Source organism: Sphingopyxis sp., from assembly GCF_965227415.1.
Classification (GTDB): Bacteria; Pseudomonadota; Alphaproteobacteria; order Sphingomonadales; family Sphingomonadaceae; genus Sphingopyxis.
In genome coordinates this window covers 3747023-3762438 of sequence record NZ_OZ245749.1, presented here as the reverse complement: position 1 = coordinate 3762438, position 15416 = coordinate 3747023, and the positions used below count along the sequence as shown (strand labels likewise).

Below are 15416 nucleotides of genomic sequence, written 5' to 3'. Positions count from 1 at the left end.
GATTGTCTCCTGCCGTGTTAAACCGGTTCCGGTTCGTGCAGGTCAGCAATATTTGCGTAACGGAGAATTCGTCAGGTCGAGCGAGCAGAGGTCCGCGCGGAGATCGGCCGGATGGGTCAGAACAGAATTGATCCGGTTCAGCAGTTTTGCGTCGATGACGAACAGATTTCCCTGATGAAGAGCGACCACGAGCGAACGGTCGGAAGTTTCCACGATCATGTCCCGGGCGCCGCCTTCATGCTCCGAAGCGGCGTCGCCGAGATATAGCTCAAGGTCGGACGGCCTTGAGCTATCTGCGTTGCCGATGAAGACACCGGAATCGCTGAGCATCAGAAAGCGTTGAGCGCCAGGGGGAATGAAGAAAGCTGATGCCGTAACGTTGCCGCGATCTACGCGAGCCGGATAGAGCGAGGGCCAGTCATTCGCATAGCGTACATCCGGTCTGACAAGCACGAGCCGTGAATCCGCCATATTCGAGATTGGCGGAATTCGAATGACCGCAAGGCCGGTCTTGTCCTGAAAACATATGAGCAAAATAAGGCGGGCATCGAACAGCAGCGTTCGCGCACCTGTCGCACTGTAATGGAACACCTTTCCGTCTGAGCGGCATGCTACAACGGCTCCTGCTGATCCCGGCAGGACATTCCTTACCGATCCCAGCTCTCTTTCGATCTGCGTCGCCGCGAATTCCCCGCGTGTCGCGTCGAGATAGAAAATTCCGCCTCCGTCGTCAGCGCTTACGAGGCGTTCCTCGCTCACCCACAAAATTTGCCGCACAGTGACGGCCGACGGTGTGATCCAGCCGGGACGTGTGGCCGATTTGCCGATCACGGCGACCCGACCGTCGCGGCACCCTGCCGCGATGCCGCCGAAGCTCTCAGCGATGGCGGTAATCGGGCAGAGATTCTTCGCGATCGACGATATCTGCCCGTTCCTGTACCTGACGAGGCTACCGTCCTCCAGGCCTATCAGAATGGATTTGCCATCAGCGCCGAGTGCAATCGCAAGGGGACCGACGGCAGATTCCGCACCCGTATCCTCTAGCGGCCTGCCGCCTGCCTGAAACGCCAATCTCCGGAGTGATGCACGGCGGGCTGCAGGTGCGATATGGTCAACTATTTCCTGCGGTATATCTAGCTTCAGAATATTATGCCTCGGAACGACCGAAAGGGCGTTCGCAGCAACGCTGTCGCTGGTTGCCTCGACCCAGGCGTGTTTGTCGTCTTCGATGTTCGGGATCGAGGTCAGTGTGAGGGCAGTTTCACTCAGAAGCCGATCAGCGCGTTCGCGAGCATAGAAAAGCAGGGCAGAGGCCGCAAGGAGGAGGCCGGCTCCCACGCCAATTGCTATCGTCGTCCGCCTCCGCCGTGTTCTCGCAGCATCTCTTTGAACGAGATCATCGAACGCACAACCGATCAAAGAAGCTACGATACGCAGCAGCGCCGCCCGTTTAAGCGAGCGCAGCGACTGATCGGGTCTCGCCCTTATATCCGCAGCGGTCGGCTCAAAGTCGGGCCTGAGCAAGCCGTGAGGGAACGACGTATCCGGTACGCCATCGATCAATAAAGGGATGATCCTATCACCGCGTCCGAGCTCCTGAAACCGCTCGACTTCCCGGTCAATCCATCGGGATTGCGGCGTGTTCGTGGAACAGATCACGATAAGAGCGCCAGAAGATTGCAGCGCCCCGTCAATGACGGTGCCAAGGTCGGCTGTCGTCGGATTTTCGTCCTCGTCCCGATAGATCCGGCCAACCCGTTTTGGATAACCCTGCCTGACGAGATAACCGGGAATCCTGAAGGATTCTAAGGCCTCAAGAAGCCAGCGCGCTATTGATCGATCGAGGGGCAGGTGTCGATAGCTGATGAACGCTTGAAAATTCATCGACCGGTGCGTCTGATCATCTGGAGCGTCATTCACTGTCAAACGGCGTTCAAACGGGACCCCCGATCGGCGTCGAAGAAGGACCCCCTTGCGGATATGATGGGGGTTTGTTGAGGTGAGCCTTGCGCTGCGTGCGGCGGAGGTCGGGCGTAGCCCGACCGGAGGCGCACGCAGCGCAAGATAGATTTTTGAAGGCGGCGAAGGTGGCGGTCAGCTGCGGTTTTTGAAGCGCCAGCTATCGTTGCCCGTCTCGACGATATCGCAGTGGTGGGTGACGCGGTCGAGCAGCGCCGTGGTCATCTTGGGATCGCCGAAGACGGTAGGCCACTCGCCGAACGCGAGGTTCGTGGTGATGATGACGCTGGTGCGCTCATAAAGCTTGCTGATGAGGTGGAACAGCAACTGCCCTCCCGAGCGTGCGAACGGCAGATATCCAAGCTCGTCGAGCACGATCAGGTCGAGCCGCGACAGCTGCGCCGCCAGGGTCCCGCCCTTGCCGATCCGGGTCTCCTCTTCGAGGCGTGTCACCACCCTGGAATCAGAGCATTGCTGTTCGTACGACGTGCAGACGGTGAGACCGGCTGCTTGCCGCAGCTGATGCGTCGGCGGAGCTCTGGGTGTTGGGAACGACGCGGTGTCGATCCCCACGGGAAGGCCAACCGGTCGATCCAAAAGACCTCGCCTTCCAGACTGGCCAAGAAAAAGATTACTTCGCGCGTTTGTTCCGGCTCGGCTACCTCGCGCCCGATATCATATCGGCCATTCTCGTTGGCCGGCAGCCCGCGACGCTGACGCGGCAGCATCTGGCGCGCGTATCGAAGCTTCCACTGGACGGGGCAGAACAGCGTCAGCTGCTGGGGTTCGCTCGCGCCTGAGGCGCGTCACACCTGCATCGCATCGGAATGCATCACAGGCCTGGGATTTTGGTCTCCTCTGACCACGGCACACTATTACCAATCGGCGCATGTCAAATTGGTCTCTGCGACCTGCCGCCGAAACATGATCGCGGCGAATGCCGCAGAACTGCGGACCTTTCGGGGCCAACCCAAGCTGCCTTAAAAAAACCACCGCTGAATGAGAAAAAGTGGTGCCCGGGGACGGGGTCGAACCGCCGACACTGCGATTTTCAGTCGCATGCTCTACCAACTGAGCTACCCGGGCACGGGCGTCGCTAGGCCGGTCGGCCTGCTGGCGAGCGGCGGCTATAGGCAGGGTGTTTCGTCCTGTCCAGAGCCTTTGTTGCGCTAAATCTACGCCTCAGACGTCGTCAAATCGGTCGTCGTCGGTGCCGCCGTCGGGGCCTTCATGGACAGGGATGCGATAGCCTTCATCGAACCAGGCGTTGAGATCGCGGTCGCGGCAGCCGCGGCTGCAGAAGGGGCGGAACTCCTGCGCGCGCGGTTTGCCGCATCGCGGACATTTCGCCGCCGTCGCGGTCGATTCACTGGGCATGGCCCATTCCTTTCTCTTGTGCATCGGCGGCGATCCGTACCGGGCGTCCGCTGCGATTTTGAAGCTCGGTAATCCAGCCGGGATGCGCCGCAATATGATCGGCAATGGCCGGCCGCGTGGTCAGCAGCAACACGCCCGTTCCCTTTGCCCGCTCCGCCTGGCGAAGCAGCAGCGCGGCATCGGTCGCGACCGGATCGAAACGAACCTGCTCGACCAGCGAAGGCCGCTCGCGGCGGCGGATGATCTGCATCAGCCCAAAGCCGTTGACCGCCGTGCGCTCGAACGGCTGCGGCAACAATGCATCGACTAGCGCGTCGATCGCGTGCCGCTCGGCACGGCCCGGAAGCGACGGAAAGTCGATGCCGATCGAACCGCCGATATCGCAGCAGCGAATGACATGCACCGCGGCGGCGGCGCCGGCCTTTGCAAGCGCCAGCGCGTCGCCTTCGCCGTCGATGTCGATCAAGGTCATCGCCGGAGTTGTGTCGACCCACAGCGCGCCGCCCGCGAACGGCCAATGGCCGGTGCGGACATGGTCGATCAGTTCGGACCAGCCTGCTTGCTCGAGACGGTCGGAGCCGGTGGGCGCCATTTCGACAACCGGCAAGCCCGTTGCGACAATCCGCGCCCGCAAATCGGCGCCGTCGTCGATGGACGCTTCGGTCACACGCGCTCGCGCAGGTTTGTCGCGCCCGCGCTCCCGCAGCGCCATGCGGGTGATTTCGACCGTCAGTCGAGCGCCGATCGAGGTTCCGGGCGGGACAGACGTCACCGTCGCCACGGGCTCCCCAGGCAGATCGAGCGCGACGAGCGCGCCCTTCCCGGCTTCGATCAACCGTGCGCGCGCAACCGCTCCGACCCGCGGGCCTTCGCCATCGCGCTCGATCCGCGCTTCGACGATGCCATCATCCCGGACCAGCGCGGCGCGGCTTTCGCCGATGCCGGCTTCATAGAGCCACTCAGCCAAGCGGCACCCCGGCGCTGCTCAAGAGCGCCCGCGTTTCGAAGATGGGGAGCCCAACGACGTTCGAGTGACTGCCCGACAGGAAGCGAACGAAGACTTCGGCCTTGCCCTGAATCGCATAGCCGCCCGCCTTGCCCATGCCTTCGCCGCTTTCGACATACCAATCGATCTCGGCCGCGCTCAGCACCTTGAAGGCCACGATCGTGTCGGCGACGCGGACGCGGGGCTTGGCGTCAGCGCCGACGACGCAGACGGCCGAATAGACATGGTGCCTCCTCCCGGACAACAGGCCCAGCATGCGGCGCAGATCGGCCTCGTCGGAGGGCTTTTCGAGGATACGTCGCCCGACCGCGACGGTGGTGTCGCCCGCGAGCACAACTTCGTCCGCCGCGCGTTCGACGGCAAGCGCCTTGTTCCGGGCGAGCCGCGCGACATAGGCGCGCGGCAGTTCGCCCTTGAGCGGCGTTTCATCGATTTCGGGAGCCGCGATACGCGTCGGCGTCAAGCCTATCCGCGCCAGCAATTCGCGGCGGCGCGGCGAAGTGGAAGCGAGTATCAGCGCGGGATGTTTTACCGCGCTACTCACTTGAAGCGATAGGTGATCCGACCCTTGGTCAGGTCATAGGGGGTAAGCTCGACGAGCACTTCGTCGCCCACCAATACGCGGATGCGATTCTTGCGCATCTTGCCGGCCGTATGGCCCAGAATCTCGTGGTCATTTTCCAGCTTCACGCGGAACATCGCGTTGGGGAGCAGTTCGACCACCTGGCCGCGCATTTCCAGAAGTTCTTCTTTCGCCATCTGTCCTCTAGGAGCTCGAAATATCAGGATGCGCGCCCATAACGCCAAATGTCGCCAATTGAAAGCAATCTGTAACAGGCGATCAAGACACGAGTTTCAGGCGTCGGGCGACGCGCCAGCCGACAGTCTTCGCCCACGCATAGCTTGGCCAGCGCGGCGGCATCGCGGGGTCGAGCCCCATGCGGCGCAGCGCGGCATTCGCAGCATGCGCCTCGGACTCGCGATAGCTCCATTCGCTGCGCCAGGTGATCGACAGCGAGATCGACGGCGCATCGCCATTGGCGACGAAATGCGGTGCCATCACGGGCATCAACACGGCCTCGCCAGGACCGAGCGGCACCTGTTGCGCCCCGTCGCGATAGGCCTCTTCCCAAGGCAGATTGCGATGGCCGCCGGTGTGATAGCGTTCGTGCTGGGTGCGATGCGCGAAGCGTTCATTGCCCGCAGGCCACACGTTCATCACCTTGCTGCCCCGGAGTTGCAGCAGGATGTTGTGCTCGGGATCGAAGTGAAAGGGCGTGATCGAATCCGGCGAGGATATGAAAACAAAGCCCTGCGGCGTCAGCATCGCGCCGGTGCGCGGTTCGACGACGGACTTGAGTTCGTCGAGCAGGTCCAGCAGCAACGCGCGATAAGCCGGTGTCGTCTCGATATTCTTCAGCACGGCCCAGCTGCGATTGGTGTCGATCGTGCGGATCGTCTCGCCGATCGACAACCCGTTCGATGGCAGATCGTCGGGATCGATCCCGATCGGCACGTCGCCCGGATTATATTCGACCTGCGTCGCGGGCAGGCTTTCGCCGAGCTTTGCGAGCGCGTCGAGCGAAAGCAGCGGGTGATCGGGCAGGCGATGATGCAACAGCCCGGCCTGCAGGGGATAGAGCGTTTCCATCCGCGCGAGCGTGTCGGCCGGAAAGACCGGCTGGTCGATGGTCCGGCGCACCGTCACGACGCATCCTGCATTGCAGTGTTCGCGGGCGCGCCGCGTTTCCATCGCCGCCAGATTCTCTCGACCTTCGCGAGAGCCTTGAACCGCAGCCGGTCCGAACCCCCCGCAAGCGGCGCGTTGATCCAGACGAGATGGCGGCGTTCGCGCCATACGCTGTCGATCATCGGATGCCCCGGTGCGGCGCAACTGTCGATCCAGTCGAGGCGGTCGTCTTCGAGCAGATCGAGATTCGCCTGCTGAAGCAGCACGCCGGGCGAGAAGCGCGCGTGATCCTCGTCAAATGCGGTCTTGAACGAAAAGCCCCCCGGCGGGCAGAGGAAGTTGACCAGCATCGCGAGCGGTCGGCCATCGAGATCGAGCGCGCGCATGTCAAGCCGGCCCGCGTCGGCAGCACCGGCCAGGATCGCACGGAACCAAGCCTCGGTTTCGCTGTGGCTGGCGAGGGCCGAGCCGGCCTTCCCCTTCCAGCCGCGCGCTTCGAGAGCGAGGAAAGCGTCGATCCACGGATCGAGCGCTTCGCTTGCCTGCCAGCGACGGAACGAAACCGCACCCTGTTCGGCGAGGCGGTTTGCCTGGCGGCGGAGTTCCTTGCGCTTCTTGGCACGCACCGCTTCGTCCCAATAGGCGTCGGGCGACAGGCTGCTTTCCAGCAGCGCCCGTTCTTCGCGATGCACGATTTCGACCGCGCTGCCGCGCACGCGGGCGACATCGCCCAGCGCCCGGTGCAGCGGGCCGTCTTCGGTCAGGCGCGGCACATGGAGCAAGGTGTGCGCCCACCCCGACGCGTCGCACCAGCCGAGCAGGATCGACCAGAACAGCGATTCCATCCCCGCCCTGACCAATGGGGCGCCGTGAAACTGGTTGGGGTGCGCCCAGCCAGCGACGTGGCGCAGCGGCAGACGACCATATTTCACCGCCGGCGCGAGCGGCATCATGCCGATCACCGGCCCCGCGCTCCCGTCGCGGACCATGACCAGCCGTGCGCGGCGCTCGGGATCGAGGAGATGCAGCGCCGATTGCAGGCACCAGCGCTCGGCAAAAGGATTGGGCTCGCTGGCTTCACCGGCAAGATTGTCCCACGCCGCCGCGAGATCGCCGGACAGCGCGAGCGGATCGACAACGCGTACGACAAGCGGCGAGGCGTCGGCTGCATGGGTCGGAAAGGCGGGGTGCACCGTCATCGGGCGCAGGATAGCAGCGAAGCGTTAAAAGGAGGTGGCAATTGGCATGAGCCGCAGCCCTCCCAACCAGGGTTCGGCTTATATTCCAAACAGCTTTGCGAGCGATTTTTCGAGCATGAAATATTGCCAGATCAGCCGTCCGTGGTCGCGGCGGCCCGACTGGTGCGCGGCGACGATGCGTTCGATCTCGGCCATATCGAACCAGCCCGACCGCGCGAGCGTCGACGAGGTGGCGAGCGCTTTCGCCTGTTCGACCAGCGGGCCGCGGAACCACTGCGACACCGGGGTCACGAAACCCATCTTGGGTCGATAAAGGATGTCGCGCGGCAAATAGCGTTCCATCGCCTGCTTCATGATCGCCTTCCCCGTCCCACCCTTGACGCGCATCGAGGCGGGCAGGCTCGCGGCGAATTCGATCAGGCGATAGTCGAGCAAAGGTTCGCGCGCCTCGAGGCTGACCGCCATGCTCATGCGGTCGGTCTTGGTCAATATGTCGCCAGGCAGCCATATCTGGAGGTCAGCATATTGCGCCCGGTCGAGCGGTTCGCGCGCCGGCGCCTCGCGCATCGCCTTCCAATAGCGCGCCTCGGCGACATGATCGCCAAGCGCGTGAATCGCGGCGTCGTTGAAAAGCCGCGCGCGCTGAGCGGGACCGGTCACGCCCACCGCCTCGGCATAGCCCTCGGCCCCGCTTTTCGACAGGCTGGCGAGCGTTGCCCGCGCGCGCAGCGGACGCGGCGCCCAGTCCATCTGCGGCCAGACTCGCGAGAGCGGACCGAGCAGGCCGCGGCGCAGCACGCCGGGGATCAGGCCGCGCAGCCGTTCTTCGCGATGCTGAAAGACGAGACGGCGGTATCCAGCGAACGCCTCGTCCGCGCCGTCGCCCGACAGCGCGACGGTCACGTCTTCACGCGCCAGTTCGCAAACGCGATAGGTCGGCAGCGCGCTTGCGTCGGCGAAAGGCTCGTCAAACATCTCGGCGATCTTGTCGATGAGCCCGAAATCGCCCGCCGCGACGGTGCGCGTGCGGTGATCGGTGGCGAAGCGTTCGGCGATCTGCTTCGCATAAGCCGTTTCGTCGAGCGATGCCTGGTCAAAGCCGATCGTGCAGGTCTTGACCGCCTTCGCGCTTGCCTCGGCCATCAGTGCGACGACCGCGCTGCTGTCTACCCCGCCCGACAGGAAGGCGCCGAGCGGAACGTCGGCGACCATGCGATCGGTCACGGCGGCGCGCATCAGATGCACCAGATGTTCGGCCGCCTCGCCTTCGCTCGCCTTGATGCGCCTGGAAAAATCGGGCGCCCACCAACGGGTCGGGGCAGGCACGGCTTTGCCGCGCTCGAGCAGCAGGAAATGACCCGCAGGCAGCTTCTCGACCCCGGCGACGATGCAATTATCGTCGGGAACATATCCGAACGCGAGAAAGTCTTCGATCGCCGTCAGATTGGCTTCTTGCCGCAACAACGGGTGGCGCAGCAGGCCTTTCAATTCCGACGCGAAGGCGATCGAACCGTCGGAGAGGCGGGCATGATGGAGCGGCTTCACGCCCAGACGGTCACGCGCGAGGAACAGGCAGCCGCGCGCATGGTCGTGGAGCGCAAAGGCGAACATGCCGTTGAACCGCGACAGGCAATCCGGCCCCCATTGGCGCCACGCCGCGATGATCACTTCGGTATCGCCGCTGGTGCGAAAGCGATGGCCGCGGTCATCGAGCTCGGCGCGCAGTTCGCGGAAATTATAGATTTCGCCGTTGTAGGTGAGCGTCACCATCTCGTCGTCGCTCGCCATCGGTTGCGGGCTGCCTTCGATATCGATGATCGAAAGGCGAAGATGCCCGAACCCGACGCCGGGGGCTGTCCAGGTGCCGGTCCCATCGGGACCGCGATGCGCCATCGGATGCAGCATCGCACGCAGCCGCGACGGATCGACGGGCTTCGCCGTTTCCAGATGATAGATGCCCGCGATCCCACACATAGGGGGTCAGGACCTCCTCAATGCGCGTTCGAGGCATCGAAATGGCGAAGATATCGGACGGAAATGTTCGCCGGTAACAGGGGGCCTGTTTCCAAGGACATTTCCGTCCGAGATCGAAGCCATTTCGATGTCCCTTCGGGATTTGACCAATTTTGTCCATGGCAGCGTCGGCAAGGCTTGGAATATTGTCATATGCCTTCGTCTTGCCTTCTTGCCCTGAACAAAATTGCTTCAAACCTCGATCGTGCATTGAGGAGGTTCTGACCCCCGGCCCTAGCGGGTTTTCAGCGCGCGGTCAGCCATTGCCTGCGCTCCGCCCGACGCGGAAACGAAAGCAGCGATCGCATCGCGGCCCCCCTGCCCTTCTTCCGCCGACACAATCAGCGACAGCGCGCGCGGATCGCCGCCCAGGAGGCGCGCCCTGAGACCCGCAAGCTTTGCGCCGCGCGGGCTGCCCGTCGCGGCGCCGTCGACGACATACCAGGTCGCGGCGTCGCGCAGCACCGGGCCGGGGTGGAGCAACCGCTCGGTCTTCGCGCCCTCGACGGGGGCGAGTGCCGCGCTCCATGCCCATTTGCTGTCGGGGTCGACGGCGCCTTGCCCAAAGGCCACCACTTCGCGCCCTTCCGCCTGCCGCCGATAGGCGCCGATCGCGACGGTAACGTGGCGCCCTCTCGCGTCGGCGAAATGGCGGACGATTGTCTGGTCCGCGCCGTCGAAGCGCGGCAGCCACGCCATTTTTTGGGGCGACGAGGGGGTCCAGTCAGTCGGAGTCGCAACGGGTATCGTGGCCGGCAGCGCAGCCGAGCGATCGCCGATCAGCGTCGCCCATGCGGCAAAGAGCAAAGGAATGGCGAGCGCCGCAGGGGCGACCGCGCCGGCTGGTCCAGCGAAGCGCGGCACGCCATCGAGGCCCGCCACGTTGACCGCCACGTCGTTGGCGGGCCGGTCGAACCAGCGCCGCGCTACCAGCATCACGATCAGCACAACCAGGCCGAAGAAGACCCAGCCATAGAAGACATGGTCGATCCCGCCCGCCGCCTCGATCCCCCAGATTTCGGCCGCGACCATCGTGCCGTAGGCGCGAAGCGCGTTGGCAGCGATCGTCGTCGCAAGCGCGGCGGTGACGAAGACGATCCGCCGCGTCCAGCTTTTGAAGCAGAGATGCGCCGCGAACACCGCATAAGCGAGCATCGCGATCAGGAAATTGACTCCCGAGCAGGCCTCCGCAACCTCGAAGAAGCCTGCGCGCGTCGTGATGAAGACCCCTTCGAGTTCGGCACGCAAACCCGAAAGATGAAGCAGCAGCATCGAGATATAGGCGGTGAGCGTCTGGAGCAGCGGTACCAGTTCCTCGCCGAACGGAACGAGCAGAAGCGCATAGGCAAGCGGAAAGAGCAGCCCGCGCACCAGCTTTTCGCCGAGCGTCGCTGCGACCGCGCCCTGCAGCATCAGGATCAGGCCGAGCTGGCGGAACAACCCGACTCCCGCTGCTTCGCCGACGAGCCAGACCAATCCCGCCCCGGCAATCCAGACGAGCGCCGGCGACCAAAAGGCCGGCGTCAGCGGCTTCAGCAACGCCGCGCGCTGCGACACCAGCCAGCCGATCATCGGGACCATCAGCAGGCAATGGGTGAACGTCGAGCTGTGCCACCAGATGCCGATCATATCCGCCGCGTCGCGGTGGAAGATCGCGACGAACGCGGCCGAAAGGGCAACGAGCGCCGCGAGGTGCCGATGCCAGCGCGACCATGTTCTGGGCGACAAGAGCGTCTCCGCCGTCATGCCGCCAAACCCAGAAGGTCGGCGAGGGGCGCCAGCCGGGCGTCCCAGCCGTAACGCGCGATCATCCGCTGGCGCGCCGCGACGCCTATCGTCGTCGCGCCGCTAGGATCATCGAACAGCCGCGATATCGCCGCTGCCATCGACTGCGCGTCATCGGCGACCAGCAGATGCTCGCCCGGTTTCGCGTCGATCCCCGTCGCGGCGCCCGCGCTGGCGACGACCGGCCGCGCCATCGCCATCGCTTCGAGCAGCTTGTTCTGGACCCCGCGCGCCAGCAGCAGCGGAGCGACGACCGCGTCGGCCGCGGCGAGCCAGGGCCGCACATCGGGCACTTCGCCCGTGACGATCACCCCCGGCAGCTTTTCGAGCGCTCGCACATCCTCAGTCGGCGCGCGGCCGACTATCGCAAAACGCGCATCGGGATGCGCCTTGCGGACCAGCGGAAATATCTCGGCGACGAACCATTGCACCGCGTCGATGTTCGGTCGGTAATCCATCTGGCCGGTGAACACGGCCAGCGGCCCTTCACCTTCATCCACTGTGCCGAATGACAACGCCGGATCGAAGCGGTCGGTGTCGATGCCGTTTTCGACCGCGTGCACCTTGCTGGTGCCAAGTCCGCTCCGCGCACGGAACAATGCGGCTTCGGCCTCGCTCACGAACAGGCTGGTGCTCACCCCGCGCGCGACGGTCACCTCGAAAGCGCCGAGCGTCTTCGCTTCGCGTGCATGAATCCAATTCAGCGGCTGGCGCTTGTCCTGCTCGGCATAGGTCGCAAATTTCGCCGAATCGACGTCGACGAAATCCATGATGACGGGACCATCGAAATCGGCCGGCAGATATTGCGCCATCTGGCCCGAAAATGCCACGATATGGGTAACGGTTCCCAGCGCCAACAGCGCGCCGACATGCTCGGCAAGCGCGGCATTGCAGAACAGGCGGTTCGACACCGGTTCGCCACAGAGAACCGCCTGCGCGAGGGCAACGGGACGCGATACGTCGCGCACCTCTATCGTCAGGCTTTTGCAAAGCGGCGCCAGCTTCTCGCGTGCGGCCGCAGCGTCAGCCGCATTGTCGGCGAGCGCGGCGACATGAACCGGCGCGAGCTTTGCCAGCGCTTCGAACATATGCCAGCTGCGGATCCGGTCACCGCGGTCGGGTGGCCACGGCGCGCGGTGCACAAGGAACAGGATCTCGGCCATCAGCCCCGAACCTAGCCGAGCCCACGCGCGATCAGCGGCCCGATGCGGTTCGCCGCCCACAGCGGCAGTTTTTTCCACAGATCAACCTGTAGCCGATATTTGGCGCTGTTCGGGTTGGTATCGCGCGCCTGTTCACCCGGCGCGAGCCAGCGCGCATAGACCAGCGGCCGCGGCTCGAATCCCCAGTTCTTCTTGTACGCGAAGGGTCCGGTACCGAGCTTCGAGCGGCCGAAATCGAAGCGGGTGCAGCCTTTGCTGCGCGCATGCCGCATCAGGGCGAAGTACATAAGTTCGTTGGCGCGCAGCTTTCGCGCTTCGGACGTGCCGCCCCCCCAATAGGGCATCACGGTTCCGCGCCAATAGAGACCGAGGACGCTGGCGACCGGTCGGCCGTTTTCGCGCACCGTCAGAATGTCCGCCTCGTCGCCATAAGCATCAAGAACACAGGAGAACAATGACTTAGGGAAAACAGGCGTGCCGAGGTTGCGGACGCTCGTCGCATAGGTGCGATAATGGTCGGCGCGTTCGCTTTCGCCGCGACCGGTGGTGACGGTGAGACCGCTTTCGAGCGCCTTGCGTACCTCGGCGCGCTGTTTGCGCGGGATGGCGAGGAGTTCGGCGTCGTCGTCGGCGGCGAGGTCGCGGGCGAAACCGGCGTAGACGCCGTCTTCGATATGCCAGCCGCCCGGCTGCGGACCGCCGCGCAGTTCGACCGACGGCACGCCGAGCGAGCGCGCAAGATCGATCGCGGCGTCTGCGAGCGCACGCGCCGCCGCTTCGTCATCGGCGAGCAGCCCGCCATCGACGGCAAAGCCGGTCGCGACCAGCGCCTGCCCGAACAAGGGCGAGCGGATATGATGGAGCGGCAGCAACCCGACGATCGCGCCCCCGGCATCGCGCGCGGCGAGCGGATGGCACTTGTGCCCCGTCGCCTTCGTCACCGCCTGACACCACGCGCGGGTGTGAAAGGGCGTCGCGTCGGCGTGGCCCGCGACATAAGCGTCCCAGGCAGCCGCGTCGTTCAGCGCGGCAACCGAAATCCTGTCGACGACGAGGTGCACCGGCGCGTTCACGCCGCGGCGCGCCAGGGCCGGGCGCGCTCCTGCTGCGCGGGCAGCAGGGCGTCGGCGCGCGTCCAGTCGAAATCGTCGAGAAGCTTCTTCAGCTTGCCGGCCATCGCCGACAAGCCGCTGTAATGCCGGATCTTCGATTTGATCGGCGCGTCGGCCACGCGCGGCTGGCCGGGGTCGATTTCCCACGGATGGAAATAGAGGATGGCGGGATGACCCTCCGCATTCATGCGCGCGACCGCCCAGCGGGTAAACCCATAGGGGAGCATCCGCATGAAGCCGCCGCCGCCCGCCGCGAGCGTGCGCCCGGCAAAGCGCGCGGTCGTGACCGGCCATTCGATCAGATCGCTGTCGGGCAGAGGTTGCCAGGCGTGGCGCGGGCTCTGCGGCCAGCCATAATGGTCGTGGACGACGGGCGCGACGCTGCTCGAATAGGCATAGCCCTGTTCGGCGAGGACGGCATGCGCCCAGGGCGTGCGCGTATCGACCGAAAAGCTGGGCGCGCGATAGCCGCGGACGGCGACGCCGCCCAGATCCTGGAGGATCGCCTGCGTTTTCAGAAGGTCGGCCGCGAATTCGCCGGCGGTCATGTTGAACACGCGCTTATGGTCATAGCCGTGGCTCGCCAGTTCGTGCCCCGCGCCGACGATGCGCTTGATCAGTGCCGGATAGCGTTCGGCGACCCAGCCGAGCGTGAAGAACGTCCCCTTCGCACCCGCATCGGCGAAGATTTGCAGGACCGCGTCGCAATTCGCCTCGACGCGGCATTCGAGCGCGGGCCAATCGGCACGGTCGATCGTGCGCTCAAAGGCGCCGACCTGGAACCAGTCCTCGACATCGACCGACAGGCCGTTCTGCATTGTCCCTCACCTTCATCAGCCTCTTAGCCGATGGCATTCATCGCGTCACGCAGCCCAGACTTTCGACGTCGCCGGATTGGGCGCGTTTTCGGGATCGCGCTCGACCCATTCGATCAGCAAGTCGAGCACGCGGCGAAGCGCCGCATCCTGTTCGACCAGTCGGTCTTCGAGGCTGGCGATCTGGCGCTGCAGCTCGGCGACCTGGACTTCGTCGATCGCCGGTGCTGCCGGCGCGACCGGCGCAGCGACGGCGGTTTCGGGTGCGAGCTCGAAAACCTCTTCGGTTCCGGCGGTCGCGGCCTGCCCGGCAACGAGCGCGCGCGCCTCGGCGAAGTCCGGCTTGGCCGGGGCCGCGAATGGCGCGCGGTCGTCCGTGGACGCGGCGGGCCATTCGACCGGCGCCTCGACCGCAGCGGCGGCGTGCGCCACGACATCCTCGACCGGCAGCGGCGCAAGGCTCGCTTCGTCGATGCCGCGATCGGCCTCGATCTCCGCGATCACGTTGCGGACATGCTGCACCGAAATGCGGTGCAATTCCTCGACCGCGCCGAACAGCAGCAAGCGGCTGACCAGGACGTTCAGGCGGCGCGGCACGCCGTCGCTGTAATCGAAGATCAGCTCATAAGCCTCGGGCGCGAAGCTGGGGTTGCCCGTCCAGCCGACCTTTTTCAGGCGGTGGAGAATATAGGGCTCGACCTCTTCCGGCTCCATCGGATCGAGGTGATGCGTCGCGATCACGCGCTGGCGAAGCTGTTCCAGCGTCGGCGTGTGGAACAGCGTCTGGCGAAATTCGGGCTGGCCGAGCAGGAAAATCTGCAGCAGCGAATGACCGCCGAGCTGGAAGTTCGACAGCATCCGCAACTCTTCGAGCGCCGAGATGGCCAGATTCTGTCCTTCGTCGACGATCAGCAAGGTGCGACGGCCGGCGCGCGCCTGTTCGCGCAGATATTCCTCCATCGAGCGGAGAAGCTCGGCCTTGCTCTGGCCTTCCCATTCGAGCCCGAACTGTTCGGCGACCAGACGGAGAAGATCGTCGCCTTCGACCTGCGTCGATACCAGCTTGACCGCGGTCAGGCGGTTCGGGTCGATCGTGTTCATCAGATGGCCGACGAGCGTCGTCTTGCCCGCGCCGACATCGCCGGTGATGACGATGAAGCCCTCCCCCTGTGCGAGGCCATAGCCGAGATAGGACATCGCCTTCCGGTGCGTGCCGCTTTCGAAATAGAAAGACGGGTCGGGCGTCAGCTGAAAGGGACGGCCGGTGAAACCATAATATTGATCGTACATCGGTTAT

14 protein-coding genes, 1 tRNA gene and 1 pseudogene are annotated in these 15416 nt (G+C 64.6%); 1 reads left to right on the top strand and 15 read right to left on the bottom strand.

The window, feature by feature from the left end; genetic code table 11:
* Window positions 1-42: 42 nt before the first annotated feature.
* Together ACO055_RS18330 and ACO055_RS18325 are read right to left on the bottom strand one after the other, a co-directional pair.
* Window positions 43-1920, bottom strand: a complete 1878-nt coding sequence (locus ACO055_RS18330) for a toll/interleukin-1 receptor domain-containing protein (RefSeq protein WP_422060276.1) — start codon at window positions 1918-1920, stop codon at window positions 43-45.
* A gap of 174 nt (window positions 1921-2094) precedes the next feature.
* Window positions 2095-2415: pseudogene (locus ACO055_RS18325) on the bottom strand (ATP-binding protein); the annotation flags it as partial.
* Window positions 2416-2504: 89 nt separating this feature from the next.
* On the opposite strand from ACO055_RS18325, the gene ACO055_RS18320 reads away from it, so the two are divergent.
* Window positions 2505-2759, top strand: coding sequence for a hypothetical protein (locus ACO055_RS18320; protein ID WP_422060275.1), 255 nt, complete (start codon window positions 2505-2507; stop codon window positions 2757-2759).
* Between the two features lie 210 nt (window positions 2760-2969).
* Here ACO055_RS18320 and ACO055_RS18315 read toward each other — a convergent pair.
* From ACO055_RS18315 to ACO055_RS18255, 13 genes are all read right to left on the bottom strand, one after another.
* A tRNA-Phe gene (locus ACO055_RS18315) sits at window positions 2970-3045 on the bottom strand.
* A gap of 96 nt (window positions 3046-3141) precedes the next feature.
* Window positions 3142-3336, bottom strand: a complete 195-nt coding sequence (locus ACO055_RS18310) for a DNA gyrase inhibitor YacG (protein WP_422060274.1) — start codon at window positions 3334-3336, stop codon at window positions 3142-3144.
* Window positions 3326-4303: a ribonuclease gene (locus ACO055_RS18305; RefSeq protein WP_422060273.1), complete on the bottom strand. Its 978-nt coding sequence runs from the start codon at window positions 4301-4303 to the stop codon at window positions 3326-3328. The genes ACO055_RS18310 and ACO055_RS18305 overlap by 11 nt, the downstream gene beginning before the upstream one ends.
* On the bottom strand, window positions 4296-4886 hold the full coding sequence (locus ACO055_RS18300) for a Maf family protein (RefSeq protein WP_422060272.1): 591 nt from the start codon (window positions 4884-4886) through the stop codon (window positions 4296-4298). Before ACO055_RS18300 ends, ACO055_RS18305 begins: the two co-directional genes overlap by 8 nt.
* Window positions 4883-5101 (bottom strand): translation initiation factor IF-1, encoded by a 219-nt coding sequence (gene infA / locus ACO055_RS18295; protein WP_010162480.1) that lies wholly within the window; start codon window positions 5099-5101, stop codon window positions 4883-4885. The genes ACO055_RS18300 and infA overlap by 4 nt, the downstream gene beginning before the upstream one ends.
* Window positions 5102-5183: 82 nt before the next feature.
* Window positions 5184-6050 (bottom strand): transcriptional regulator, encoded by an 867-nt coding sequence (locus ACO055_RS18290; protein ID WP_422060271.1) that lies wholly within the window; start codon window positions 6048-6050, stop codon window positions 5184-5186.
* The gene (locus ACO055_RS18285; protein WP_422060270.1) at window positions 6047-7231 is read right to left on the bottom strand and encodes a GNAT family N-acetyltransferase; all 1185 of its coding nucleotides are present in this window, start codon (window positions 7229-7231) and stop codon (window positions 6047-6049) included. The genes ACO055_RS18290 and ACO055_RS18285 overlap by 4 nt, the downstream gene beginning before the upstream one ends.
* A 78-nt stretch (window positions 7232-7309) precedes the next feature.
* On the bottom strand, window positions 7310-9205 hold the full coding sequence (locus tag ACO055_RS18280) for an XrtA/PEP-CTERM system amidotransferase (protein WP_422060269.1): 1896 nt from the start codon (window positions 9203-9205) through the stop codon (window positions 7310-7312).
* A gap of 273 nt (window positions 9206-9478) precedes the next feature.
* The gene (xrtA, locus tag ACO055_RS18275; protein ID WP_422060268.1) at window positions 9479-10972 is read right to left on the bottom strand and encodes an exosortase A; all 1494 of its coding nucleotides are present in this window, start codon (window positions 10970-10972) and stop codon (window positions 9479-9481) included.
* Between the two features lie 14 nt (window positions 10973-10986).
* Entirely contained in the window at window positions 10987-12192 is a 1206-nt protein-coding gene (locus ACO055_RS18270; protein WP_422060267.1) for a TIGR03087 family PEP-CTERM/XrtA system glycosyltransferase, read from the bottom strand.
* 11 nt (window positions 12193-12203) lie between these two features.
* Window positions 12204-13265 (bottom strand): FemAB family XrtA/PEP-CTERM system-associated protein, encoded by a 1062-nt coding sequence (locus ACO055_RS18265; RefSeq protein WP_422060266.1) that lies wholly within the window; start codon window positions 13263-13265, stop codon window positions 12204-12206.
* Window positions 13262-14122 carry an XrtA system polysaccharide deacetylase gene (locus ACO055_RS18260; protein ID WP_422060265.1) on the bottom strand — a complete coding sequence of 287 codons (861 nt, stop codon included), beginning with the start codon at window positions 14120-14122 and terminating at the stop codon, window positions 13262-13264. Before ACO055_RS18260 ends, ACO055_RS18265 begins: the two co-directional genes overlap by 4 nt.
* Before the next feature lie 45 nt (window positions 14123-14167).
* Window positions 14168-15409 (bottom strand): XrtA/PEP-CTERM system-associated ATPase, encoded by a 1242-nt coding sequence (locus ACO055_RS18255; protein WP_422060264.1) that lies wholly within the window; start codon window positions 15407-15409, stop codon window positions 14168-14170.
* Window positions 15410-15416 lie beyond the last annotated feature (7 nt).

Excerpts from the sequence above, each read along its gene's own strand:
- ACO055_RS18310 (WP_422060274.1), bottom strand. The coding sequence starts at position 3,336 with ATGCCCAGTGAATCGACCGCGACGGCGGCGAAATGTCCGCGATGCGGC.
- infA (WP_010162480.1), bottom strand. The coding sequence starts at position 5,101 with ATGGCGAAAGAAGAACTTCTGGAAATGCGCGGCCAGGTGGTCGAACTG.
- ACO055_RS18285 (WP_422060270.1), bottom strand. The coding sequence starts at position 7,231 with ATGACGGTGCACCCCGCCTTTCCGACCCATGCAGCCGACGCCTCGCCG.
- ACO055_RS18280 (WP_422060269.1), bottom strand. The coding sequence starts at position 9,205 with ATGTGTGGGATCGCGGGCATCTATCATCTGGAAACGGCGAAGCCCGTC.
- ACO055_RS18270 (WP_422060267.1), bottom strand. The coding sequence starts at position 12,192 with ATGGCCGAGATCCTGTTCCTTGTGCACCGCGCGCCGTGGCCACCCGAC.
- ACO055_RS18260 (WP_422060265.1), bottom strand. The coding sequence starts at position 14,122 with ATGCAGAACGGCCTGTCGGTCGATGTCGAGGACTGGTTCCAGGTCGGC.
- ACO055_RS18255 (WP_422060264.1), bottom strand. The coding sequence starts at position 15,409 with ATGTACGATCAATATTATGGTTTCACCGGCCGTCCCTTTCAGCTGACG.